Genomic DNA, 21734 nt, shown 5'->3' on the forward strand with positions numbered 1-21734 from the left:
CAGACGCCGGACGCGGCATCGACCCTCGCTGTCGTCCGGCTTTCCACTACGCGTATTTATCGCCGACCGTACTACGGATCGGATGCGTATCGTAGACGATGACCATCCGCTCGATCAGTCCGTTCACGTCGAACTCGAACACGTCGACACATTCGAAGCGCACAGTCGATCCGTCTTTCAACATCCAGTCGTAGATAAAGTAACCGGTCGCACGTCGAGCTCCGGTCGTGCTCACACAGACGTCGATAGGCGTAATCGTGCTGCGGCCCGATGCTTCACTGACTTTGGCAAAGAATGGCGCAGGCGCCATCCAGCCGAGAAACGGCGAGTAGATCTGCGCATCCGGTGTAAACAACGCACAGATGGCAGCGACATCGCCGCGCTCCAACAACCCGAGGTAGGTGCGAACTTGCTGCGTGTATAGCGCTTCCGGTGGTGTGACCACAATAGTCCTCCGATCATTCGTTGAAAACGCAGACCGTCGGCAGCGTGGGCGAAAAGCTGCTGGTGTTCGCTGGCGACACGTCGCAAGAACGCCCTGGCACCTGCTGCACGATGGCGGCTTCACATATTAAGTGTTTCCATGAGGTCAGCCCAGCGCGCAATACCCTCGCATTCGCGCCTCCTGCGCCATCGCCGCAATTGGCAGATAGTGGGCCACGGTGCTTGGCACGATGTCTTCCAGGCGCAGCCGGGAGCGCAGGCCCGCGTCATCGCGCAATACCTCCCGCATTGCCACCCTCAGCTGCGTCACCAGCGAAGCACCAACCCGGCGTGAGGCGATAAACGGCAGCCCGGCGACCGCCTGCGTCGATCCGATCTGCCGGAGCCCAGCCACCAGCGCCGGGAAGTGTTCGGCGGCAAACGCCAGCGTCACGCAATCGATGGCTGCCACATCCGCCTCGCCATTGGCGACGGCGGCCAGCGACCCGAGATGCGAACCCGTGTGCAGGATTGCCCCGAAAAACCGGCCCGCCTGCGCGAGCGGCGCTACGGCATGGCGCAGCGCATTCATGCCGCTATGCGAGTCGGAGCTGTTGCAGGCAGCGCGTGCTCCTCTGCATGCGGCCAGCGTAGCGGGACCATCATTCGCGCGAACGACGATCGCGCTGCTATATGTCCCCCGGTCGCAACCCGGCACCGCAAACCGGGGCGTGCCGATCAGCCGCACATGCGGTGCGAGCCCGTGCACCAGCGGATAGCCACACGTATGCGACAGCAGTACATCCTCGCGCCGCCAGAACGCGTGCAGCGCGTCTGGCTCCTCCCCCGGGTCCACCGCCGTCAGGATCAACTGTGCATTGGTACGCTGCAGCGTCTCGGCGACGCGATCGATCAGCGTGAGCCAGTCCGCTCGCAACGACGGCGAGACGTTATACATCGGTAGCGCCGCTACCCAGCGCTCAGGCTTCGCCATAAGGATGCCGACCCGAGGGCCCATGGAACAACGGATGCGCAACCGGCGCCGCCGCACGCAATCCATACCGGACCAGCCATTCGCCATAGCCCCGGACGATAAAGCCGTCATTGCGCGCGAGGTAGTCATCGGCGCGGCGGCGATAGACCCAGGCCAGCGCGAACCACGGCACCGACGGAAGATCGTGGTGAACCAGGTGGTAATTGTTGTTGAGGAACAGCAGGCGCCACGCCAGCCCAGCGTCATTGATCACGCTGCGTGCCGCATGCGAGTCGGTGGCGCGATGCTCGTGGAAGGAACGGATCGCCGACAGCGACAGCGCCGGATAGGCTACGCCCGCAAGCATCAGCCACGCCGGCATGCCGCAGGACGTTTGCAGCCATGCAAGCAGCCAGGCCAGCGCCAGCAGGTGGGCCAGCCACATCGGCAGGTCGCGCCAGTCCCCGGCCCGCAGCCTGGTCCAGGCATCGGCAGCAATGGCGAAGATCGAGAAAGCCGGTTGCAGCAGCACCCGCCCCGCCAACGTATTGCGGGCCGCATATAGCCTGCGCATCGCGGGTCCCGTGGCATGCCAGTCCACCGCGTACAGGAAATAGCTTTCGGGATCGCTGGCCGGATGCGTCAGCTCGGCGTCGTGGTGCTGCAGGTGCGAGCGACGGTACAGGCCATATGGCAGCCAGACCCCGAGCGGCGCAGCGCCAAGCAGCGCATTGAGCCACGGCAGGCGCGTCGGATGGCCATGCAGCAGTTCGTGTTGCAATGACAGGTACCATGTGGTGCACAGTGTCAGCAGCACGCATGCCAGCGGCAATCCAAGGCGGCTCGCATTCGCGGCCACGCCAAACCAGGCGGCATACACCGCAGCGATAAGCAGCCACGTCGGCAGTTCGCTGCGCCACAACCAGTGACGGGCAGCGTGCGCGAGCTCCGCGCGCTGTCGTTCGTCGAGATAGTTGGCCATCGGTCCGGGATTGCGCTGTGAAACGAAGGCACAGCATACGGGCGCCGTGCGCGCAGCCGGAACGAAGGATTGCCGATAACGATATGACCCGCCGGGCGGGCAGCGCACATCGCGTGCGCGAACGCATCAGGTCAGATGGAATCTTTCTTTGGCGTGATGAGAGGGGGGCTTCCCTCCCCTCGCCACAACTCAGACCACCAGATCCGGCCCCGGCGTTGGCCTGCGCTCCAGCAACGCCGCCAGTTTGCGCAATGCCTGTGACAGCTGCGCACGGTCTTCGACGCCGCCGAGCGAGATACGGATCGCGTTCGGCGGACCAGGCCCGTCCCAGAATGCGTCAGAAGGCGTGACCCGCAAATCCTCCGCCAGCGCTGCCTTGGTGAGCTGATGCGTTGACCAGTGGTCCGGCAGGCGGTGCCATGCGTGGATCGCGCTCGGGGGCAGTTGCCCGATCCCGCTCAGCCATCGCCTGGCCAGTTCACATCGCGCGAAGGCCTCGGTGCGGATGCCGTCGAGCAATTGCATCGCCGAGCCGTCGTGCATCCATTGCGTCGCCAGGGCCGCCGTCATGGGTGCGGCCATCAGGGCAAAAGCGCGCAGTGCCGCGAGCAGGTCGTCGCCACCGCGGCCTTCCGGCAGCAGGACATAGGCGGTCCGCAATCCGGGGCTGAGCGTCTTGGACAGTGTCGATACGTAGTAGGTCCGTGCGGGCGCAAACTGCGCCAGCGGCGCAGGCGCGGCGGGCGTCAGCAGCCAGTAGGGATCGTCCTCCAGCAGGGTGATGTCGCATCGCGCGGCAGCGCGGGCGATTTCCTCCCTGCGCGAGGCCGGCATGGTATGCGTGGTCGGGTTCTGCGTCGTGGGGTTCAGGTAGGCCAGCGTCGCACCGTCGGCGCTGGCCGCTTCGAGCGCGCCAGGCAGCATCCCGTCTGCATCGCATTTCGCCGTGATGACGCGCCGCCCGAGCCGGGCCGCAGCCGCGCGAATGCCTGGATAAGCCAGTGGCTCGGTCACGATCGCATCACCAGGCCGGGTCCGGGTCAGGATCAGGGCGGCCAGGGCGGCCTGCGCACCGGGGCAGACTACCAGCCGCGACGTATCGGTGTGCCCGAAGATCTGACCGAGCCAGAGCGCACCCGCCGCCCGGTCGGAAGCGCTGCCGCCGCCAAGCTGGTAGGTCATCAGCAGATGCGGGTCACTGCGCAACAAGACCTGCGACAGGCCGCGCCGCAACAGGTCCTGGAAGTCCAGCCCGGCTGGTGGCGGCGGCACGTTCATGCTCATGTCCACCACCCTGGCCAGTTCGGCGCGCGGGGCGGCAATGAAGGTGCCAAGCGCCCCCCTGGCATCGATCAGGTGCCGCCGCTTGGCCTCGGTATAGGCGCGCGTCACGGTGGTGAGATCGACACCTAGCGCCTTGGCGAGACTGCGTTGCGGCGGCACGCGGTCTCCGGCGACGAGCCGCCCCTCCCCGATGGCCCGCTCGATGAACTCGACGATCTGCACGTACCGGGCACCGGCCCCACGCGTGATCCTTAAATCCCATTTTGTGTCGGAATCCGCCTCTTGCATGGCTTCCATGGAGAAAAATGTCCTCGATGTATGGGTTTTGTCTTCCGCTAGCATGCCAGACATCATCACGGTAATCCATACAACCTTCCCTTCACGCCGGCGTGACCGTCGCGCAGCGGGTACGGGCTGATGCCGACACGGCAGGCGCTTGCGCCGGACGACAAGGTTCGACGGATACCGCAGTGATGCGTAACCAAGGTGTCCGAAATGCTCAAACCTCCCGCCGGGCCGGCAGACAAGAACCGACATGGCCCGTTCCCCCTTACGTCCCCGCAATCGCCCCCTCGCTTCGCCACGCTTGCCCTGGCCGCTGCCGGCAGCGCGCTGCTGGCTGGCTGCGACCTGGAATTGCTCTCGCCCAAAGGCAGCGTCGGCGAACAGGAGAAGTCGCTGATCCTGATCGCCCTGTTCGTGATGCTGATGGTCGTGATCCCGGTGATCGTCCTGACGCTGTGGTTCGCCTGGCGCTACCGCGAGACCAACACGCGCGCCACCTACGCCCCGAAATGGGCGCACTCCACCAGGATCGAGATCGTGGTCTGGGGCATCCCCTGCGTGATCGTGGCCTGCCTGGCCGTGCTGATCTGGGACTCGACGCACAAGCTCGATCCTTTCCGGCCGCTGCAGTCGGAGGTCAAGCCGATCCAGGTCGATGTGATCGCGCTTAACTGGAAGTGGCTGTTCATTTATCCCGAGTACGGCGTCGCCTCGCTGAACCAGCTTGCGATCCCGGTCGGCACGCCGGTCAATTTCCGGCTGACCTCGGAATCGATGATGAACTCGTTCTTCATTCCGCAACTGGGCAGCATGGTCTACGCCATGGCGGGGATGCAGACACGCCTGCACCTGATTGCCGACACGCCAGGCGTCTATCTCGGGCAGTCTGCCGCCTACAGCGGCCCAGGCTTCTCGGACATGCATTTCAAGACCCTGGCCACCTCGCGCGAGGAATTCGACGCCTGGATCCGCGCCGCCAGGGCTTCGTCCCAGGCGCTCGACCTCAAGACCTACCGCTCGCTGGAACTGCCCAGCAGCAAGGACCCGGTCACGCTGTACGCCTCCGTCGCGCCGAAGCTGTTCGACCAGGTCGCCGACAAATACATGATGGCAAACGGCCAGGTCTGCCGCGCGGACGCCCCCGAATCTCTGCAGGCCTTCCAGCGCGTCCCGTCGGCGCCCGTGGGCCGCATGGAGCAATAACATGCTTGGAAAACTCAACCTCGACGCCATCCCGCTGCATGAGCCAATCATCATGGGGACCCTGGCCGTCGTGATCGTGCTGGGCGCCGCACTGATGGGCGCCATCACGTACTACGGCAAGTGGAAGACCCTGTGGAGCGACTGGATCTGCTCCGTCGACCACAAGAAGGTCGGCGTGATGTACATCATCCTGGCGCTGGTGATGCTACTGCGCGGCTTTGCCGACGCCATCATGATGCGCGCCCAGCAGGCGATCGCCTATGGCGATGCCGCGGGCTACCTGCCGCCGCACCACTACGACCAGATCTTCACGGCGCACGGCGTGATCATGATCTTCTTTGTCGCGACGCCGCTGGTGCTCGGGCTGATGAACGTGATCGTGCCGCTGCAGATCGGCGCGCGCGACGTCGCCTTCCCGTTCGTCAATTCCCTGAGCTTCTGGATGTCGGCAATGGGCGCGGTGCTGGTGATGATGTCGATGTTCGTCGGCGACTTCGCGGCCACCGGGTGGGTCGCCTACCCGCCGTTGTCCGAGCTCGGCTACAGCCCCACGCCAGGCGTTGACTACTACATCTGGTCACTGCAGATATCCGGGCTTGGCACCACGCTGACGGGCATCAACTTCATCGTCACGATCCTGCGCATGCGCGCACCGGGCCTGAACCTGATGAAGATGCCGGTCTTCACCTGGACCGCCCTGATCACCAACATCCTGATCGTGGCGATCTTCCCGGTACTGACCGCCACGCTCGCCCTGCTCACCGCCGACCGCTACCTCGGCATGCATTTCTTCACCAACGAGCTCGGCGGCAACGCCATGATGTACGTGAACCTGATCTGGATCTGGGGCCACCCGGAGGTCTACGTGCTGATCCTGCCGGCGTTCGGCGCCTTCTCCGAGATCATCGCCACGTTCTCGCGCAAGCCCCTGTTCGGCTACAAGTCGATGGTGTACGCGACCTCCTCGATCGGCGTGCTGTCGTTCTTCGTCTGGCTGCACCACTTCTTCACCATGGGGTCGGGGGCGAACGTCAATGCCTTCTTCGGCATCATGACCTCGATCATCTCGATCCCCACCGGCGTGAAGCTCTTCAACTGGCTGTTCACCATGTACCGGGGACGGATCCGCTTCCATACCTCGACCATGTGGACCATCGGCTTTATGGTGACGTTCGCGGTCGGTGGCATGACCGGCGTGCTGCTCGCCATTCCGGGCGCCGACTTTGTCCTGCACAACAGCCTGTTCCTGGTCGCGCACTTCCATAACGTGATCATCGGCGGCGTGCTCTTCGGCTGCCTGGCCGCGATCAGCTTCTGGTTCCCGAAGGTGTTCGGTTTCAAGCTCAATGAGTTCTGGGGCAAGGTGTCGTTCTGGTGCTGGCTGACCGGCTTCTTCCTGGCCTTCATGCCGCTCTACGTGCTCGGCTTCAAGGGCATGACCCGCCGGATGAACCACTATGCCAACGTCGACTGGCATCCCTACCTGGTGGTGGCGCTGGTGGGCGCCTTCGTCATCGGCGCAGGCATCCTGGCGATGATGGTGCAGTTCGCGGTCAGTATCCGCGACCGCAAGCAGAACCAGGACCTGACCGGCGACCCGTGGGATGGCCGCAGCCTGGAATGGTCGACGGCATCGCCCGCGCCGTTCTACAACTTCGCCCATGTGCCGCAGATCACGTCGCTGGAACAGCACTGGGATGACAAGGAAGCCGGGCGCGCGTGGCGCCAGCCCGCCCGCTACGAAGACATCCACATGCCTCGCAACACCTCGGCAGGCTTCATCGTGTCGGCGTTCGGGCTGCTGTGCTGCTTCGCGCTGGTCTGGCACATGTGGCTGGTTGCCGTTGTCGGCCTGGTCGGCGCCATCGCGACCTTCGTCGTGCGCAGCTATGACCGCGACGTGGACTATTACGTGCCGGCCGCCGAAGTCGAGCGCATCGAGCGCGCGCGCTATGCACAACTGCAGGAAGCTGCCTGACCATGAACCCGACTCTCTCCCCTACCCTGCACCATCCCGGGCACGAGGCGGCCCACGACGCGGCGCACCACCATCACGAAGCCGGCTCGCACACCCCGCTGGGGTTCTGGCTCTACCTGATGAGCGACTGCCTGATCTTCGCGGTGTTGTTCGCCACCTTCGGCGTGCTGTCCGGAAACACCGCCGGCGGCCCCGGCGGGCGGCAACTGTTCGAGCTGCCGTTCGTGTTCGCCGAAACCATGGTGCTGCTGCTGAGCAGCTATACCTTCGGCCTGGCCATGCTCAGGCAGGGCGCCGACGACGCGCCGCGGATGATCCGCTGGCTGGCGGTGACGTTCGCGCTCGGCGCACTGTTCATCGCCATGGAGGTCTATGAGTTCGCGCACCTGCTGCACCAGGGCGCGGGTCCCGGTGTCAGCGCCTACCTGTCGGCCTTCTTCACGCTGGTCGGCACGCACGGGCTGCATGTCACGTCTGGCCTGCTGTGGCTTGCGGTGATGATCCACCAGGTCAGGCATTTCGGGCTGGACGATATCGTGCGCCGCCGCCTGGCCTGCCTGAGCCTGTTCTGGCACTTCCTGGACCTGGTCTGGATCTGCGTCTTCACCTTTGTCTACCTGCGGGAGTTCGCATGAAGCCGTCCCATCTGCATTCCGTCCATGCGGACGAGCCAGCCGTGCATGGCAGCGTGCGCGGCTACACCGTCGGCCTGCTGCTGTCGGTCGCGCTCACCATTGCGTCCTTTGCGGCGGTGATGACCGGATCGCTGCAGACGCATGCCGCGATCGCGCTGGTGGTCGGCCTTTGCGTCGCGCAACTGCTGGTGCAGCTCGTCTACTTCCTGCACCTCGGCACCGGTCCTGGCCAGCGTGGCAACACCGCCATCTTTGCCTGTACCGGTTTCCTGATCGTCATCGTCGTGGCCGGCTCGCTGTGGGTGATGCACAACGCCGATATCAACATGATGCCGACCGACATGTCCATCGAACGGGCCCGTGCCAAAGACTAGCGCGCTTGCGCAAGGAGCTTTCCACCATGTATGTCTATGACGCCATTGACCAGCAACTGGTCGACGAACGGGTCGTACAGTTCGCCGACCAGACCCGCCGCTTCCTGCGCGGCGAACTGACCGAGGACGAGTTCCGCGTGCTGCGGCTGCAGAACGGCCTCTATATCCAGCGCCATGCGCCCATGCTGCGCGTGGCGATTCCATACGGCATGCTGGCGTCGCGGCAGTTGCGCAAGCTCGCGGAGATCGCTCGGCGCTGGGATCGCGGCTATGGGCATTTCAGCACGCGCCAGAACCTGCAGTTCAACTGGCCGAAACTCGAGGATGCTCCCGCCATTCTCGCGGAGCTGGCCACGGTGCAGATGCACGCGATCCAGACCAGCGGCAACTGCATCCGCAATACCACCACCGATCACTTTGCCGGCATCGCGCCCGATGAACTGGTGAACCCGCTGGTGTGGTGCGAGATCGTGCGGCAATGGTCGATGCTGCATCCCGAGTTCGCCTTCCTGCCGCGCAAGTTCAAGATCGCCATCAGCGGCGCGCAGACCGACCGGGCGGCGGTCGGCGTCCATGACATCGGACTGCAGGCCGTGGCGCAGGACGGGCAGACCGGCTTCAAGGTCTGGGTCGGTGGCGGCATGGGCCGCACGCCGATGGTCGGCAAGCTGATCAACCCCTTCGTGCCGTGGCAGGACCTGCTGACCTACCTGCAGGCCACGCTGCGCGTCTACAACCTGCACGGCCGCCGCGACAACAAGTACAAGGCGCGCATCAAGATCCTGGTGAAGGACCTGACTCCGGAGGTTTTCCGGGCGCAGGTCGACGAGCAGTGGCAACGCATCCGCGGGGGCCCGGACACCGTGTCCGAAGCCTTCGTCGCGTCCATCGCCGCGCGCTTCACGTTGCCGCCGTATGACCCCGCTGCCGCGGACGAGCCGGACGAGTCAGCCGAACTGGCAAAGACTGACCGCGCCTTCCGCCTCTGGCTGAAGAGCAACGTGCATCGGCACCGGGTACCTGGCTACGCGGCCGTCACGGCATCACTGAAAGCCACGGGGCAGGCGCCCGGTGACATCACCGCCGACCAGATGGAAATCATGGCCGATCTCGCCGAGCGTCACGGCTCTGGCGAGCTGCGCGTGTCGCACGAGCAGAACCTGATCCTTGCCGACGTCCGCCGCAGCCGCCTGCACGCCTTGTGGCGGGAGCTGGATGCCGCCGGGCTGGCCACGCCGAACGTGGGCCTGATCACCAACATCATCGCCTGCCCCGGCGGCGACTTCTGCTCGCTGGCCAATGCCGTCTCGATTCCGCTGGCCCAGGCCATCCAGGAGCGCTTCGAAGATCTCGATCACGTGCACGACATCGGCGAGCTGGACCTGAACATCTCGGGCTGCATCAACTCCTGCGGACACCATCATGTCGGCCATATCGGCATCCTCGGCGTCGACAAGGCCGGCGAAGCCTGGTACCAGATCACCATCGGCGGGCGCCAGAACGGCGCCGACGACCCGGGCCGCACGGATGGCGTGGCGGCCGGCGGCGCGGCCATCGGGCGCATCATCGGGCCCTCCTTCGCCCAGGAGCAGGTTCCTGATGTGGTCGAGCGGCTGATCGAGACCTACCTGGCGCACCGCGACAGCGAAGCCGAGCGCTTTGTCGACGTGGTGGGCCGCATCGGTCTCGAGCCCTTCCAGCGGGCCGTATACCCGGACGCCGGCAACGGCACGCGGCGCCCGCGCCAGGAGGCGGCGAATGTCTGAGCATGACCAACCCATCGGCAAGGTCCGGCCCAACGTGATCCGGGACGGACGCCTGACCACGGATGACTGGCGCGCGCACCTTGGCGATGCCTGCCCCCCTGACGAGCCCGGCTACCTTGTGACGCTGGAGAACTGGATCGCTTGCCGCCACCTGTACCGGGTGCGCCGGCATCCGGTCGCGGTATACCTGTCGCCGGATGCCGAGCCCGAGCACTTGCTGGAACCCGGCGCCACCATCATCGACCCGACCGGCATCGCGATGATCGCGATCGACTTCCCGGTCTACACGGACGGCCGTGGCTATTCGATTGCGCAGCTGCTGCGACGCCAGCTCGGCTGGACCGGCGAGCTGCGCGCCGTGGGCGACGTGATGATCGATACCGTGCACTACCTCGCGCGCTGCGGCTTCAACAGCTTCGCGGTCAAACCGGGGCACGATCCGGAAGCGGCGTTGCGCGCCCTGACGACGTTCTCTGCGTCGTACCAGCGCGCGTACGACGCGGTGCGTCCATAGTTCACGATACGGACGCGTCCGGGCCGGATGTCCATGCGGCCCGTCGCCCGTCGTCGCGAAGCGCCCTCAACTCACCACAAGCCGCGGATCCAGCTGCGCCACAGCAAATTCGCGCGTATGGGTAACAAAGGACTTCAGCAGGATCGAAGGGACCCGCTGCGCCGAGAACAGGACTGAAAAGTCCGTCGTCAGCAGCGGTTCAAACATGCGGAAGCAGACGCCCTTGCCCTGATAGTCCAGCGCCGTAATCGGATCGATCAGCGCCACCCCTAGCCCCGCCTCCACAAACGCGCAGATGCTCCACGACACCTGCGTCTCCACCTGCAGCTTGCGCTCGATCCCGTAGGACGCAAACAGCGCGTCGATCTGCAGGCGCGAATCCAGCACCCGCGGGTGCGACACAAAGCTCTCGCCCGCCAGGTCGTGCGGCGTGATCACCTCCTGGCTGGATAACCGATGCCCCACCGGCAATGCGCAGACCATCCGCGTGGTGATCAGCCGCTCCCCGTGGGTACTGGGGTGGTTCATCGACAGGATGGCGAAGCCCACGTCGCAACGCTGCTCCGACACCATGTTCACCACCGTGCGCGACGAATGCGCGAGCAAGGTGATCTGCGTCTGCGTGTGTTGCTGCATGAATGCCGCGATGGCCCGCGGCAGGAACGACAGGGCCAGCGCCGGCGCTGCCGCGATCTGCAATGACCCGCGCCGCATGTCGCGGATCTCCAGCGCGGTCTGGGCGATGCGGTCGATGCCGACCAGCGAGCGCTGCACTTCCTCGAATAGCGCCTGCGCCTCGGCCGTCGGGTGGAGCCGGCCGCGCATCCGCTCGAACAGGGTAAACCCCACACCCTCTTCCAGATCGGCGATCAGCCGTGTCGTGGCCGGCTGCGAGATATGCAGCATCTCGGCGGCGCGCGTGACCGTCTGGCAAAGCATCACGGCCCGGAAGGCTTCGAGCTGGCGGATCTTCATGCGGCAATTCTATAGCACGATGTTATGGACGTCGAAAAAAAAAGAATTTTCCACTGCCAATGCATCGCCCTACTCTATGCCGAGGCCGCATTTCTTCAGTCATTTTTCGTTGCGGTGCAACCATAACCCGTATGCATGGATTTTGTGATCGTTTGCATTTAGATGGTGCACAGGAGGAGGAGGAAAAACATGAAGCAACAAATTCTGGCAGCAGCCCTTGTCACGTTGTGCGGCACGTCCGCCGCACTGGCCCAGCAGCCCACGCTGTATGTCGGCTCTTACGGCGGCTCGACCGAGAAGGTGTTCAAGGAGAAAATCCTTCCGCCCTTCGAGGCGAAGCACAAGGTCAAGGTGGTATATGTGCCCGGCAATTCCACCGACACGCTGGCGAAGCTGCAGGCGCAGAAGGCCAGGCAGGAACTCGACGTGGTGCTGCTTGACGATGGCCCGATGTACCAGGCCATGCAGTTCGGCTTCTGCGACACCATCAAGGACGCGGCGGTCTACAAGGACCTGTACCCGCTGGCGAAGATGGGCGACAAGGCCACGGGCATCGGCGTGGTGGCAACCGGCCTCGCCTACAACGCCGAAGCCTTCAGGAAGGCCGGGCTGCCGAAGCCGGATTCCTGGGAAGTGCTGACCGACAAGAAGTACCGCCAGAAGATCGCGATCCCGCCCATCAGCAATACCTACGGCCTGCAGACGCTGATGCTGTTCGCCAAGATGCGCAAGGGCAGCGACCAGAACATCGATCCCGGCTTCACGGCGCTGACCAGGGAGGTCGGACCCAATGTGCTGGCATGGGAGCCGTCGCCGGGCAAGATGACGGAGCTGTTCCAGAACGGCGATATCACCCTGGCGGTCTGGGGTAGCGGCCGCGTGCAGAGCCTGAAGGACACGGGGTTCCCGGTCGAGTTCGTCTATCCGAAAGAAGGCGCCCCGGCACTGCTGACCGCCGCCTGCCCGGTGGTACAGAGCGACGTGCCCGAGCAATCGCAGGCACTGCTGCAGTACCTGCTGTCGCCCGAGGTGCAGGCCATCCTGGCCGACAGCCAGGGCTGGGGCCCGATCAACGGCAAGGTCAGGCTCGAACCGAAGGTGGCGGCGAAGGTCCCGTATGGCAAGGAGCAGATCGACAAGCTGCTCCCCACCAACTGGACCCTCGTCAACGAGAAGCGCGCCGAGTGGACCAATCGCTGGAACCGCACGGTGGAACGCTAGTACGGCATCCCATCAAGACCGCCCCCCCACACGACAGCCTCCGGATGACCATGAGCTTCCTCACACTGACCGGCCTCGCCAAGGCCTACGGCAGCGCCTTTGCCGTCGAGAACCTCAGTCTCGAAGTCCAGCGCGGAGAATTCCTTTCGCTGCTCGGGCCTTCGGGCTGCGGCAAGACCACCACGCTGCAGATGATCGCGGGATTCATCGAACCGACGCGCGGCCGCGTCGTGCTGGACGGGCGCGACATCACCGCGCTGCGCCCGGAGAAGCGCGGCATGGGCGTGGTGTTCCAGAGCTATGCGCTGTTTCCCCATATGACGGTGGCAGCGAACATCGGCTTCGGGCTGGAAATGCGCGGCGTGGCAGCGGCCGAGCGCTCGCGTCGCATCGACGAGGCGCTGGAGCTCGTGCGCCTTGGTGGTCTGGGCAAGCGTTATCCGAAGGAACTGTCCGGCGGCCAGCGCCAGCGCGTGGCGATCGCCCGCGCGCTGGCCATCCGGCCGGAAGTGCTGCTGCTCGATGAACCGATGTCCAACCTCGATGCCAAGCTGCGAGAGGACATGCATATCGAGCTGCGCGCAATCCAGCGGCATCTCGGCATCACCACGATCCTGGTAACGCACGACCAGGTCGAGGCCATGACCATGAGCGACCGCATTGCAGTGATGCATGGCGGCCGCATCGTGCAACTGGCCACGCCCTTCGAAGCGTACGAGCGACCGCAATCGGCGTTTGCTTCCGGCTTCCTCGGCAAGACCAACAGCATCCGGGGCGTGGTCGAGAACACCAATCCACGTTGTTGCGAGATACGCCTGGGCGAGACCCTGGCGCACGTACCGCACGAGGGCCGCGAGGTCGGGCGCGACGTCCATGTCTACGTCCGTCCAGAGAAGATCCGCCTGGGCCAGGCCGGCGACGGCGGCATTCCCGCCACGGTACAGACGCGCCTGTTCCTCGGCAATCACTGGATGCTGGAAGTGGACAGCGCGCTGGGCCCCCTGCGCGTGAGCCAGCCCAACCTCGGCGTGGCGCCGCCGGCGGAAGGCGCGGCGGTAAGCGTGCTGTGGTCCGATCACGACCTGCGCGTGCTGGCAACGGAGTCGCACCATGGCTGATACCGCCACGCCGAACCTGCCCGGCGGCAATATCGCCGCCCCTTCCTCCACATCGACCAACAACCGCAGGCCGCTCGCCAATGCCGCGCCGTGGCTGCTGTCGGCCCCGGCCCTGCTGCTGTTCTGTGGCTTGCTGCTGATCCCGCTGGCGCTGACGGCGTTGCTGTCCTTGCACGCCTTCGACGGCACGCGCGGCGTGCTGCCGGAGATGACGGCGGCCAACTACCTGGAGATCCTGGGCGACAGCTATTACCACGAGATCTTCCTGCGCACGGCGGGCATGGCGCTGGCGGTCACGTTGCTGTCGATCCTGTTCGGCGTGCCGGAGACGATCATCCTGTCGCGCATGGGCAGCCCCTGGCGCGGCCTGTTCCTGATCGTGATTCTCGGGCCGCTGCTGATCTCGGTGGTGGTGCGCACGCTGGGCTGGGCCATCCTGATGGGCAACAACGGGCTGATCAACGAGGCGCTGCAATGGCTGGGCATCGTGGACGGACCCGTGAAGCTGGTCTTCACGCAGACCGGCGTGATCGTCGCGCTGACGCACGTGATGATGCCCTTCATGGTGATCTCGGTCTGGGCCTCGCTGCAGAAGCTCGATCCCCAGGTCGAGCAGGCCGGCCAGGCCTTTGGCGCCTCGCCCTTCACCGTGTTCCGCCGCGTGGTGCTGCCGCAGATCATGCCGGGCATCCTGTCGGGCAGCATCATCGTCTTCGCGCTCTCGGCATCGGCCTTCGCCACGCCGGCGATCCTGGGCGGGCGCCGCCTCAAGGTGGTGGCCACGGCCGCCTACGACGAGTTCCTGAATACGTTGAACTGGCCGCTGGGCGCCTCGATCGCCGTGCTGCTGCTGATGGCCAACGTGGTCGTGATCGTCGGCTGCAACCGGCTGGTGGAGCGTCGCTTCCGCCAGGTATTCGAAGGGTAAGGAGTCGCAAGCATGCGCAAGAATGGACTGGTCTCGCTGCTGTACCACAGCCTCTTCATCGCTTTCATGGTCGCGCCGCTGCTGGTGGTGGTCGCGGTGTCCTTCACCGGCAAGGGCTATATCTCGATGCCGACCGACGGCCTATCGCTGCGCTGGTTCCGCGCCATCGGGGATGCGCGCGAGATCGTCGATGCGTTCCGGCTGTCGCTGATGCTCGGCCTGGTCAGCGCCACCATCGCCGTGGCGCTGGCCGTGCCGGCGGCGCTGGCACTGGTGCGCCACCGCTTTCCCGGCCGGGGTGCGCTGATGGGGTTCTTCCTGTCGCCGCTGATGATTCCGCACGTCGTGCTCGGGGTGGCGTTCCTGCGGTTCTTCACCACGCTGGGCGTGACCGGATCGTTCTTCTGGCTTGCGCTGACGCATGTGGTGGTGGTGATGCCCTACGCCTTGCGGCTGGTCCTGGCGGCTGCCACCGGGCTGGATCGCGATGCCGAACGGGCCGCGCTGTCGCTGGGCGCGACCCGCTTCACCGCGTTCCGCCGCGTGGTGCTGCCGCTGATCCTGCCCGGCGTTGCCGGTGGCTGGATGCTCGCCTTTATCCAGAGCTTCGACGAACTGACCATGACGGTGTTCGTGGCCACGCCCGGCACCACTACGTTGCCCGTGGCGATGTACAACCAGATCGCCCAGACCATCGACCCGCTGGTGGTCTCGGTTTCCACCGTGCTGATCGTGGGCACGCTGGTGCTGATGGTGCTGCTTGACCGCATCGTGGGCCTTGACCGCGTGCTGATCGGCCGCCATTGAGCGCCGTTCCCGAAACTTCCATTGACATGACGACAAGCGATCTGATCGTGATCGGCGGCGGCCTGGTAGGCACCGCCATCGCCTATGGCGCGGCACGCCAGGGCGCGCGCGTAACCATGCTCGACGAGGGCGACGATGCCTTCCGTGCCTCGCGCGGGAACTTCGGCCTGGTCTGGGTGCAGGGCAAAGGCTTCGGCATGGCGCCCTATGCACGCTGGACCATGGGCTCGGCCCGGCTCTGGCCGCAACTGCGCGATGCCTTGCGCGATGAAACCGATATCGATGTGCAGCTCAGGCAGCCAGGCGGATTTCATCTGTGTTTCTCCGGGCAGGAGATGGCGGCACGCCAGCAGCGCCTGCAGAGCATTCAGGACGATCTGGGCGGCGACTATCCGTTCGAGATGCTCGACCATCATGCGGTCGCACAACGACTGCCCGGTGTGGGCCCCGCTGTCATCGGTGCCAGCTACACGCCGATGGACGGGCACACTAATCCGCTGAAGCTTCTGCGCGCCCTGCACAGCGCCTGCCAGCGCCGCGGTGTGCACATCCTTGGCCGGCACGGCGCGCAGCGAATCACGCCCGAAGCGGGCGGCTTTACGGTCCATTCCGGCAATACCCGTTTTGCGGCACCGCGCATCGTGCTCGCCGCCGGCCTTGGCAATCGCCTTCTGGCGGAACAAGTCGGCCTGCATGCACCGGTGGCACCGAACCGCGGGCAGGTCCTCATCGGCGAACGCGTCGCGCATTGGCTCGACTTCCCGACGACCTACGTCCGCCAGACCGACGAAGGCACGATCCAGCTCGGCGACTCGATGGAGGACGTCGGCCTTGACGACGGCACCACCGTCGACGTGCTCGCCAGCATCGCGCAACGCGGCGTGCGCAGCTTCCCGGCCCTGGCCGGGCTCAAGCTGGTACGCGCGTGGGGCGCGTTGCGCGTGATGAGCCCGGACGGCTTTCCGATCTACCAGGAAAGCGCCAGCCATCCGGGCGCTTTCGTCACGACCTGCCACAGCGGCGTCACGCTGGCGGCCGCGCACGCCTTCCTGGTCGCCCCGTGGGTGGCCGGCGGCTCGCAGCCACCGGGCATCGACGTCTTTGCGGGCGACCGCTTCCTGAATGCCAACCAGCCTTTCCATCATGCCCACTGAGCGCTTGTTCCAACGGATCGCCCCGCCTGCAGGCAGTGCCGGCGCGGCCACCGTCACCATCGAATTCAACGGCGACCCGCGCCAGGTGCCGGCACAGTGCAGCGTCGCCGCGGCACTGCTGGCCAGCGGCGTGACGCGCTTCCGCAATTCCCCCGTCAGCGGCGCACCGCGCGCGCCGTACTGCATGATGGGCGTGTGCTTCGAATGCCTGATGGAGATCGACGGCGAGCCCAGCCGGCAGAGCTGCCTGGTCACGGTCCGCGAGGGGATGCGCGTGCGCACCCAGGATGGCGCCCGCACGCTGCCCTTGCCGCCCGTGCAAATCGATCACGCCGAGGAGGTCGAGCATGGCTGACATGGACGTCGATATCGCCATCATCGGCGCGGGCCCGGCCGGCATGGCTGCCGCGGTGGCCGCCGCCGCAAACGGCGCACGCGTGGCGCTGCTCGACGAGCAGGACGCCTGCGGCGGACAGATCTATCGCGCGATCCAGAGCGCCACGCCGGAACGCCTGCGCATTCTCGGCCCCGATTATGCCGCGGGGCGCGCGCTGGCCGACCGGTTCGCCGCCAGTGGCGCGCTGCATATCACCGGTGCGGCGGTCTGGCAGGTCACACGCGAGCACACCGTCCACTACCTGCGCGGGGGCAGCGTCGCCAGCCTGCAGGCAAGGCAGGTCATCCTGTGCACTGGCGCCATGGAACGCCCCTTCCCGATTCCGGGCTGGACCTTGCCCGGCGTACTGACCGCGGGCGCCGCGCAGATCCTGCTCAAGAGCGCTGACGTGGTACCGGCCGAACCCGTGGTGCTGGCCGGCTGCGGGCCGCTGCTCTACCTGCTGGGATGGCAGTACGTCCGCGCCGGGGTGCCGATTCGCGCCATCGTCGATACGACGGATGGCGCGGATCACCAGCGCGCACTCGCGCACCTGGGCGGTGCGCTCGCCGGCTGGCGCTACCTGAAGAAGGGACTGGCGCTGATGCGAACGCTCAAGCGCAGCGGTGTGCCGTTCCACAAGGGCGCCGCCGCGCTGCACGTGGAAGGCGAGACGGCCGTGCAAGCACTGCGCTTCACCAGCGGCGGCAAGGCCCAACGCATCAAGACGTCAGCCGTACTGCTGCACCAGGGCGTCGTGCCGAATACCCAGTTCACCTGGGCCCTGCGCGCGGCGCATCGCTGGGACGACGCCCAGCTTTGCTGGCAACCCGTAGTCGATGAATGGGGCGCGCTGGACATCCCCGGCATCCTGGTGGCTGGCGACGGCGGCGGCATTGGCGGCGCCGTGGCTGCCGCCCTGCAGGGCGAGCTGGCCGGCCTTGCCGCAGCCCACAATGTCGGCAAACTCGACGCGGCGCAACGTGACCGGCTGGCGGCGCCGCTGCGCCCGGCGCTTCGGTCCAACCTCAGGATCCGGCCTTTCCTCGATGCGTTGTACCGCCCCAAGGCGGCAAACCGCGTGCCGGCGGACGATGTGGTCGTCTGCCGCTGCGAGGAAGTGACCGCGGGCGATATCCGCGGCTTTGTGCAGCTCGGCTGCAGCGGCCCCAACCAGACCAAGTCCTTTGGACGATGCGGCATGGGCCCGTGCCAGGGCCGCCAGTGCGGGCTGACCGTGACCGAGATCATCGCCGACGCGCGCAAGGTCTCGCCGCAGGAAGTGGGCTACTACCGCATCCGCCCCCCCATCAAGCCAATCACGCTTGGAGAGCTGGCCCGTGAACCCTGATACCGCAACGGGTGCCGATGTCATTGTCATCGGCGGCGGGCTGCAGGGAACCTCCAGCGCGCTGCATCTGGCACGCCGGGGTCTGCGCGTCACGCTGCTGGAAGCCGAGTATTGCGGCCGGCATGCCTCCGGCGTCAATGCCGGGGGGGTGCGCACGCTGGGCCGGCACGTCGCCGAGATCCCGCTCGCGTTGGCCGCGCGCGAGTTGTGGCACCGGCTCGCCGAACTGACCGGAGACGACGCGGACTTCGTGCCGAGCGGACAGCTGAAAGTGGCGGAAACCGACGCGGAACTCGATGTCCTGCGCCAACGCGTGGCGGAACTCGAGGCCCTCGGCTTCACCCACGAGACCATCGTTGACGGGCACACCGTGCGCGAACTCGTACCCGCCATCGCGCCGCATGTGACGGGCGCTATCTGGGTGCGGGACGATGGCCACGCGTTGCCCTATCGTGCCGTCACCGCCTTCCGCAGGGCCGCCGAGCGCGCGGGCGTGAGCGTGCATGAAGCCACGCCGGCACAGCGCGTGGCGTACATGGGCAACCAATGGCAGGTGAACACGCCGCGCGGCGTATTCCGCGCAGGCCAGCTGGTCAACACAGCCGGCGCCTGGGCAGGCGAGTTCGCGGCGCAGATCGGCGAACCGGTGCCCGTCGAGGCGGGCGGACTGATGCTGATGATCACCCATCGTGTCGCGCCGTTCGTCAAACCCGTGCTTGGCGCGACCGGACGTGCCCTTTCATTCAAGCAGTTTGCCAACGGCACGGTACTGATCGGCGGCGGCCTGCGCTGCCCGGCGGACATCGAGGCGCGTCACGGCGAAGTCGACATGCTCAAACTCGGCACCAGCGCGCAGACCGTGACCGCCCTCTTCCCGCATCTCGGCCCGCTCGGCATCAATCGCGCGTGGGCCGGCGTGGAGGCCTTCATGCCCGACCAGATCCCGGTCATCGGTCCCAGCCGCACGGCGCCGGGCGTGGTGCATGCGTTCGGGTTTTCCGCACATGGCTTCGAGCTGGGGCCAATCGTCGGGCAGATCGTCGCCGAGCTGGTCACCAAAGGACGTAGTACATTGCCGATCGACGCCTTTGCCGTCGACCGCTTCAGCAAACCCCGCGCCGCCGTTGCAGGCGCGTTGCGGGACTAGCCATCTTTCTTGTTCAACCCTGAGCCTTGAGGAAATACACAATGAGCGAAATCCAGCGCTTCGATTCCAGCAAACGCCTGTCCCGCATCGTCGTGTACAACGGCGTGGTCTACGTAGCCGGCGTCACCGCAAGCGACACCTCCGGCGATATCGGCGCGCAAACCCGCGACGTGCTTGCCAAGATCGAGGGCTATCTCTCCAGCGTCGGCAGCGACAAGACCAGGCTGCTGTCCGCGCAGATCTGGCTCAAGGACATCGACAGCGATTTCGCCGGCATGAACGCAGCCTGGGAAGCGTGGATCCCGGAAGATGCCGTGCCGACCCGCGCCACCTGCGAAGCGAAGCTGGCCCGGCCGGAATTGCTGGTCGAGATTATCGTGACTGCGGCGGTCTGATGACCATCCGAAATCGATAGCCAGTGAAGCGGCCTGTCCCGTGCGTTGAGAGAACGGACAGCGCCGCCTTCAGTTCGTCGCCTCGGCGGCTTTTGCGCGCTCCTCCGCCGCTTCTTGCCGGCGCGAGCCGAAACGCCGTGCGTACTGCCAGGTAAATTCCGCGCCCAGCAGGAATATCTGCGCGGAGTAGTACACCCACAGCAGCACCACCACCAGTGATCCAGCTGCCCCATACCCGTTGGCCACGCCGCTCTTGCCGATATAGAGGCCGATCAGGAACTTCCCGAGCGTGAACAGCAACGCCGTCACCGCTGCCCCCAGCCACACGTCGGGCCATCGCACTTTCACCCGGGGCATGATCTTGTAGATCATCGCGAACACCACCGTGATCAGGACCAGGCTGACGATCATATCGAGCAGGTGCCCGATCAACTCTTCCGCGCCAAACAGCGGCCCCCAAAGCCGGTTAAGCGCCGAGATGGCCGCGCTCAGCACCAGCGACACCACCAGCAGGAAGCCGATGCCGAGAATCATGCCGAAGGACAGCAACCTCGCGCGCAGCAGCGCCAGGATGCCGGAGATCTTGCGGCGCTCCGGCACGCGCCAGATCCGGTCCAGCGCTGATTGCAGCTCGGCGAATACCGTGGTCGCGCCCACCAGCAGGACAAAGACCCCGAGCACCGCGGTCAGCGTGCTGGCAGCCGGCTCGCTGACCGCCAGCAACATGGTCTCGATGGTCTTGGCCCCATCCGGCCCCAGCAGGCCCTGCAGCTGCGCCACCACCTCGCCGCGCGCGGCTTCGGCCCCGAACACCACGCCGGCCACCGAGATCACGATCAGCAGCAGCGGCGCGATGGAAAAGACTGTGTAATAAGCCAGGGCCGCGCCCATGCTGGGCGCGTAGTCGTCGATCCACGCACTGACCGTATCACGGAGCAGTTCGAAGAGTAGGCGAGGTGAGGACACAATAACGGACAGGGACGGCATCGCTCGGAGGGAATGAGGGACACTGACCCACTGCTGCAATTCTCGTTCCCGCCGGCCTGGCAACGCTGTCATGGCGGGAGTGGCGGCGGCCAGATGTGGCGCCGTGCCGTTTTTCACCGCATTCCGTGCCGGGTTGTTTGCATCCTTTACAACTGGCGCCTTGCACCAGATGGCCAATCTGCAATGGCTACCCAGCCAAACACTGCGGGCGCTAATCAACAACACGCGCGCGTACCTAACCCGCCCCGGTGTCGATGGCAAGTCTCGTAAATCACCGTTGCAAAATCAAACAGAATGTCAGGGGCCTCGGCGCTAAAGTGGCTATTCCCATGCCTGTAGGCACTCTAGGAGGTACACGAATGAAGCAACATCTGGCGAAATCCCTGTTGATGGCTGGCGCGATGATCGCGTCCTACCCGCTGTTCGCACAGCAGGCACAGCCCCTTCAGCCGGCCCAGCCGATGCCCATGACTCAGCCGATGCAATCCACCCAGCCGGCGCCATCCGCCCAGCCCACGCAAGCCATGCCGGCGGCAGCACCGATGGCGCAGGGAACGGTACCCGCCGCGCGCGACCCCTATGCGCAACCTGCCGGCCAGGCGGCGCAGCCCGGCATGGCGCCCGCACCGGGTGCCCCGGCGCTGGCCGGCAGCCCTGATCCGTCGCTTGACCCCGCCAACCGGACCCTGCCTCCCGATGCGCTCGGGACCCGCGTGGGCCAGCGCAGCCCGTTCCTCGACGGCGCCTGAGCGTTACAGCTTGTATCGCCCGTTGATTCGGTGTTAGCTGTCATGCGCAGCAGTTCGTCGTGCGCCCGGAACAAAAAGGCCGCGGCATAGGCCACGGCCACTGATTCTT

Annotated in this window: 22 protein-coding genes; 16 read left to right on the forward strand and 6 right to left on the reverse strand. The window is 65.8% G+C overall.

Annotated features, from left to right (window positions below; translation table 11 throughout):
• Positions 1 to 46: 46 nt before the first annotated feature.
• The 4 genes from AC10V3_RS12475 to AC10V3_RS12490 form a co-directional block, all read right to left on the reverse strand.
• Entirely contained in the window at positions 47 to 445 is a 399-nt protein-coding gene (locus AC10V3_RS12475; RefSeq protein ID WP_022535576.1) for a nuclear transport factor 2 family protein, read from the reverse strand.
• A gap of 144 nt (positions 446 to 589) precedes the next feature.
• Entirely contained in the window at positions 590 to 1417 is an 828-nt protein-coding gene (locus tag AC10V3_RS12480; RefSeq protein WP_041681087.1) for a phosphate/phosphite/phosphonate ABC transporter substrate-binding protein, read from the reverse strand.
• Positions 1404 to 2378, reverse strand: a complete 975-nt coding sequence (locus AC10V3_RS12485) for a fatty acid desaturase (protein WP_349609256.1) — start codon at positions 2376 to 2378, stop codon at positions 1404 to 1406. Before AC10V3_RS12485 ends, AC10V3_RS12480 begins: the two co-directional genes overlap by 14 nt.
• A 189-nt stretch (positions 2379 to 2567) precedes the next feature.
• On the reverse strand, positions 2568 to 3959 hold the full coding sequence (locus AC10V3_RS12490) for an aminotransferase-like domain-containing protein (RefSeq protein ID WP_041681088.1): 1392 nt from the start codon (positions 3957 to 3959) through the stop codon (positions 2568 to 2570).
• 198 nt (positions 3960 to 4157) lie between these two features.
• On the opposite strand from AC10V3_RS12490, the gene cyoA reads away from it, so the two are divergent.
• From cyoA to AC10V3_RS12520, 6 genes are read left to right on the forward strand one after another with little or no spacing between them, the layout of a single operon-like run.
• Positions 4158 to 5150 (forward strand): ubiquinol oxidase subunit II, encoded by a 993-nt coding sequence (cyoA, locus tag AC10V3_RS12495; protein WP_022535580.1) that lies wholly within the window; start codon positions 4158 to 4160, stop codon positions 5148 to 5150.
• 1 nt (position 5151) lies between these two features.
• Positions 5152 to 7128: a cytochrome o ubiquinol oxidase subunit I gene (gene cyoB, locus AC10V3_RS12500; RefSeq protein WP_022535581.1), complete on the forward strand. Its 1977-nt coding sequence runs from the start codon at positions 5152 to 5154 to the stop codon at positions 7126 to 7128.
• A gap of 2 nt (positions 7129 to 7130) precedes the next feature.
• Positions 7131 to 7763, forward strand: a complete 633-nt coding sequence (gene cyoC, locus AC10V3_RS12505) for a cytochrome o ubiquinol oxidase subunit III (protein ID WP_022535582.1) — start codon at positions 7131 to 7133, stop codon at positions 7761 to 7763.
• Positions 7760 to 8137 carry a cytochrome o ubiquinol oxidase subunit IV gene (gene cyoD, locus AC10V3_RS12510; protein WP_022535583.1) on the forward strand — a complete coding sequence of 126 codons (378 nt, stop codon included), beginning with the start codon at positions 7760 to 7762 and terminating at the stop codon, positions 8135 to 8137. Before cyoC ends, cyoD begins: the two co-directional genes overlap by 4 nt.
• 26 nt (positions 8138 to 8163) lie before the next feature.
• Entirely contained in the window at positions 8164 to 9903 is a 1740-nt protein-coding gene (locus AC10V3_RS12515; RefSeq protein ID WP_022535584.1) for a nitrite/sulfite reductase, read from the forward strand.
• Positions 9896 to 10417, forward strand: a complete 522-nt coding sequence (locus AC10V3_RS12520; RefSeq protein WP_022535585.1) for a DUF934 domain-containing protein — start codon at positions 9896 to 9898, stop codon at positions 10415 to 10417. Before AC10V3_RS12515 ends, AC10V3_RS12520 begins: the two co-directional genes overlap by 8 nt.
• Positions 10418 to 10483: 66 nt before the next feature.
• Here AC10V3_RS12520 and AC10V3_RS12525 read toward each other — a convergent pair whose 3' ends face one another.
• Positions 10484 to 11392 carry a LysR substrate-binding domain-containing protein gene (locus AC10V3_RS12525; protein ID WP_022535586.1) on the reverse strand — a complete coding sequence of 303 codons (909 nt, stop codon included), beginning with the start codon at positions 11390 to 11392 and terminating at the stop codon, positions 10484 to 10486.
• 189 nt (positions 11393 to 11581) lie between these two features.
• Here AC10V3_RS12525 and AC10V3_RS12530 point away from each other — a divergent pair, with 189 nt between their 5' ends.
• From AC10V3_RS12530 to AC10V3_RS12570, 9 genes are read left to right on the forward strand one after another with little or no spacing between them, the layout of a single operon-like run.
• Positions 11582 to 12613 carry an ABC transporter substrate-binding protein gene (locus tag AC10V3_RS12530; protein WP_022535587.1) on the forward strand — a complete coding sequence of 344 codons (1032 nt, stop codon included), beginning with the start codon at positions 11582 to 11584 and terminating at the stop codon, positions 12611 to 12613.
• 50 nt (positions 12614 to 12663) lie between these two features.
• Complete coding sequence (locus AC10V3_RS12535; protein WP_041681505.1) at positions 12664 to 13731, forward strand: ABC transporter ATP-binding protein; 1068 nt, start codon at positions 12664 to 12666, stop codon at positions 13729 to 13731.
• A complete protein-coding gene (locus AC10V3_RS12540) occupies positions 13724 to 14659 on the forward strand; it encodes an ABC transporter permease (protein WP_022535589.1) in 936 nt (311 codons plus the stop codon). Before AC10V3_RS12535 ends, AC10V3_RS12540 begins: the two co-directional genes overlap by 8 nt.
• 12 nt (positions 14660 to 14671) lie before the next feature.
• Positions 14672 to 15466 carry an ABC transporter permease gene (locus AC10V3_RS12545; RefSeq protein ID WP_022535590.1) on the forward strand — a complete coding sequence of 265 codons (795 nt, stop codon included), beginning with the start codon at positions 14672 to 14674 and terminating at the stop codon, positions 15464 to 15466.
• Between the two features lie 26 nt (positions 15467 to 15492).
• Positions 15493 to 16620: an NAD(P)/FAD-dependent oxidoreductase gene (locus AC10V3_RS12550; protein ID WP_022535591.1), complete on the forward strand. Its 1128-nt coding sequence runs from the start codon at positions 15493 to 15495 to the stop codon at positions 16618 to 16620.
• On the forward strand, positions 16610 to 16975 hold the full coding sequence (locus AC10V3_RS12555) for a (2Fe-2S)-binding protein (protein ID WP_022535592.1): 366 nt from the start codon (positions 16610 to 16612) through the stop codon (positions 16973 to 16975). Before AC10V3_RS12550 ends, AC10V3_RS12555 begins: the two co-directional genes overlap by 11 nt.
• Positions 16968 to 18347 (forward strand): FAD/NAD(P)-dependent oxidoreductase, encoded by a 1380-nt coding sequence (locus AC10V3_RS12560; RefSeq protein WP_022535593.1) that lies wholly within the window; start codon positions 16968 to 16970, stop codon positions 18345 to 18347. Before AC10V3_RS12555 ends, AC10V3_RS12560 begins: the two co-directional genes overlap by 8 nt.
• Positions 18322 to 19494: an NAD(P)/FAD-dependent oxidoreductase gene (locus AC10V3_RS12565; RefSeq protein WP_349609250.1), complete on the forward strand. Its 1173-nt coding sequence runs from the start codon at positions 18322 to 18324 to the stop codon at positions 19492 to 19494. Before AC10V3_RS12560 ends, AC10V3_RS12565 begins: the two co-directional genes overlap by 26 nt.
• A gap of 41 nt (positions 19495 to 19535) precedes the next feature.
• Entirely contained in the window at positions 19536 to 19889 is a 354-nt protein-coding gene (locus AC10V3_RS12570; RefSeq protein ID WP_490922285.1) for a RidA family protein, read from the forward strand.
• A 69-nt stretch (positions 19890 to 19958) separates the two neighbouring features.
• Here AC10V3_RS12570 and AC10V3_RS12575 read toward each other — a convergent pair whose 3' ends face one another.
• A complete protein-coding gene (locus AC10V3_RS12575; protein WP_022535596.1) occupies positions 19959 to 20876 on the reverse strand; it encodes a YihY/virulence factor BrkB family protein in 918 nt (305 codons plus the stop codon).
• A gap of 359 nt (positions 20877 to 21235) precedes the next feature.
• Between AC10V3_RS12575 and AC10V3_RS12580 the strand changes: the two genes are divergently transcribed.
• Positions 21236 to 21625 carry a hypothetical protein gene (locus AC10V3_RS12580; protein WP_022535597.1) on the forward strand — a complete coding sequence of 130 codons (390 nt, stop codon included), beginning with the start codon at positions 21236 to 21238 and terminating at the stop codon, positions 21623 to 21625.
• The last annotated feature ends 109 nt before the right edge of the window (positions 21626 to 21734 follow it).

It is taken from the genome of Cupriavidus sp. PB-02 (assembly GCF_058252315.1).

Coding starts and splice junctions, on each gene's coding strand:
- AC10V3_RS12480 (WP_041681087.1), bottom strand. CDS start 1,417: ATGGCGAAGCCTGAGCGCTGGGTAGCGGCGCTACCGATGTATAACGTC.
- AC10V3_RS12485 (WP_349609256.1), bottom strand. CDS start 2,378: ATGGCCAACTATCTCGACGAACGACAGCGCGCGGAGCTCGCGCACGCT.
- AC10V3_RS12490 (WP_041681088.1), bottom strand. CDS start 3,959: ATGGAAGCCATGCAAGAGGCGGATTCCGACACAAAATGGGATTTAAGG.
- cyoA (WP_022535580.1), top strand. CDS start 4,158: ATGCTCAAACCTCCCGCCGGGCCGGCAGACAAGAACCGACATGGCCCG.
- cyoB (WP_022535581.1), top strand. CDS start 5,152: ATGCTTGGAAAACTCAACCTCGACGCCATCCCGCTGCATGAGCCAATC.
- cyoC (WP_022535582.1), top strand. CDS start 7,131: ATGAACCCGACTCTCTCCCCTACCCTGCACCATCCCGGGCACGAGGCG.
- cyoD (WP_022535583.1), top strand. CDS start 7,760: ATGAAGCCGTCCCATCTGCATTCCGTCCATGCGGACGAGCCAGCCGTG.
- AC10V3_RS12515 (WP_022535584.1), top strand. CDS start 8,164: ATGTATGTCTATGACGCCATTGACCAGCAACTGGTCGACGAACGGGTC.
- AC10V3_RS12520 (WP_022535585.1), top strand. CDS start 9,896: ATGTCTGAGCATGACCAACCCATCGGCAAGGTCCGGCCCAACGTGATC.
- AC10V3_RS12525 (WP_022535586.1), bottom strand. CDS start 11,392: ATGAAGATCCGCCAGCTCGAAGCCTTCCGGGCCGTGATGCTTTGCCAG.
- AC10V3_RS12530 (WP_022535587.1), top strand. CDS start 11,582: ATGAAGCAACAAATTCTGGCAGCAGCCCTTGTCACGTTGTGCGGCACG.
- AC10V3_RS12535 (WP_041681505.1), top strand. CDS start 12,664: ATGAGCTTCCTCACACTGACCGGCCTCGCCAAGGCCTACGGCAGCGCC.
- AC10V3_RS12540 (WP_022535589.1), top strand. CDS start 13,724: ATGGCTGATACCGCCACGCCGAACCTGCCCGGCGGCAATATCGCCGCC.
- AC10V3_RS12545 (WP_022535590.1), top strand. CDS start 14,672: ATGCGCAAGAATGGACTGGTCTCGCTGCTGTACCACAGCCTCTTCATC.
- AC10V3_RS12550 (WP_022535591.1), top strand. CDS start 15,493: ATGACGACAAGCGATCTGATCGTGATCGGCGGCGGCCTGGTAGGCACC.
- AC10V3_RS12555 (WP_022535592.1), top strand. CDS start 16,610: ATGCCCACTGAGCGCTTGTTCCAACGGATCGCCCCGCCTGCAGGCAGT.
- AC10V3_RS12560 (WP_022535593.1), top strand. CDS start 16,968: ATGGCTGACATGGACGTCGATATCGCCATCATCGGCGCGGGCCCGGCC.
- AC10V3_RS12570 (WP_490922285.1), top strand. CDS start 19,536: ATGAGCGAAATCCAGCGCTTCGATTCCAGCAAACGCCTGTCCCGCATC.
- AC10V3_RS12575 (WP_022535596.1), bottom strand. CDS start 20,876: ATGCCGTCCCTGTCCGTTATTGTGTCCTCACCTCGCCTACTCTTCGAA.
- AC10V3_RS12580 (WP_022535597.1), top strand. CDS start 21,236: ATGAAGCAACATCTGGCGAAATCCCTGTTGATGGCTGGCGCGATGATC.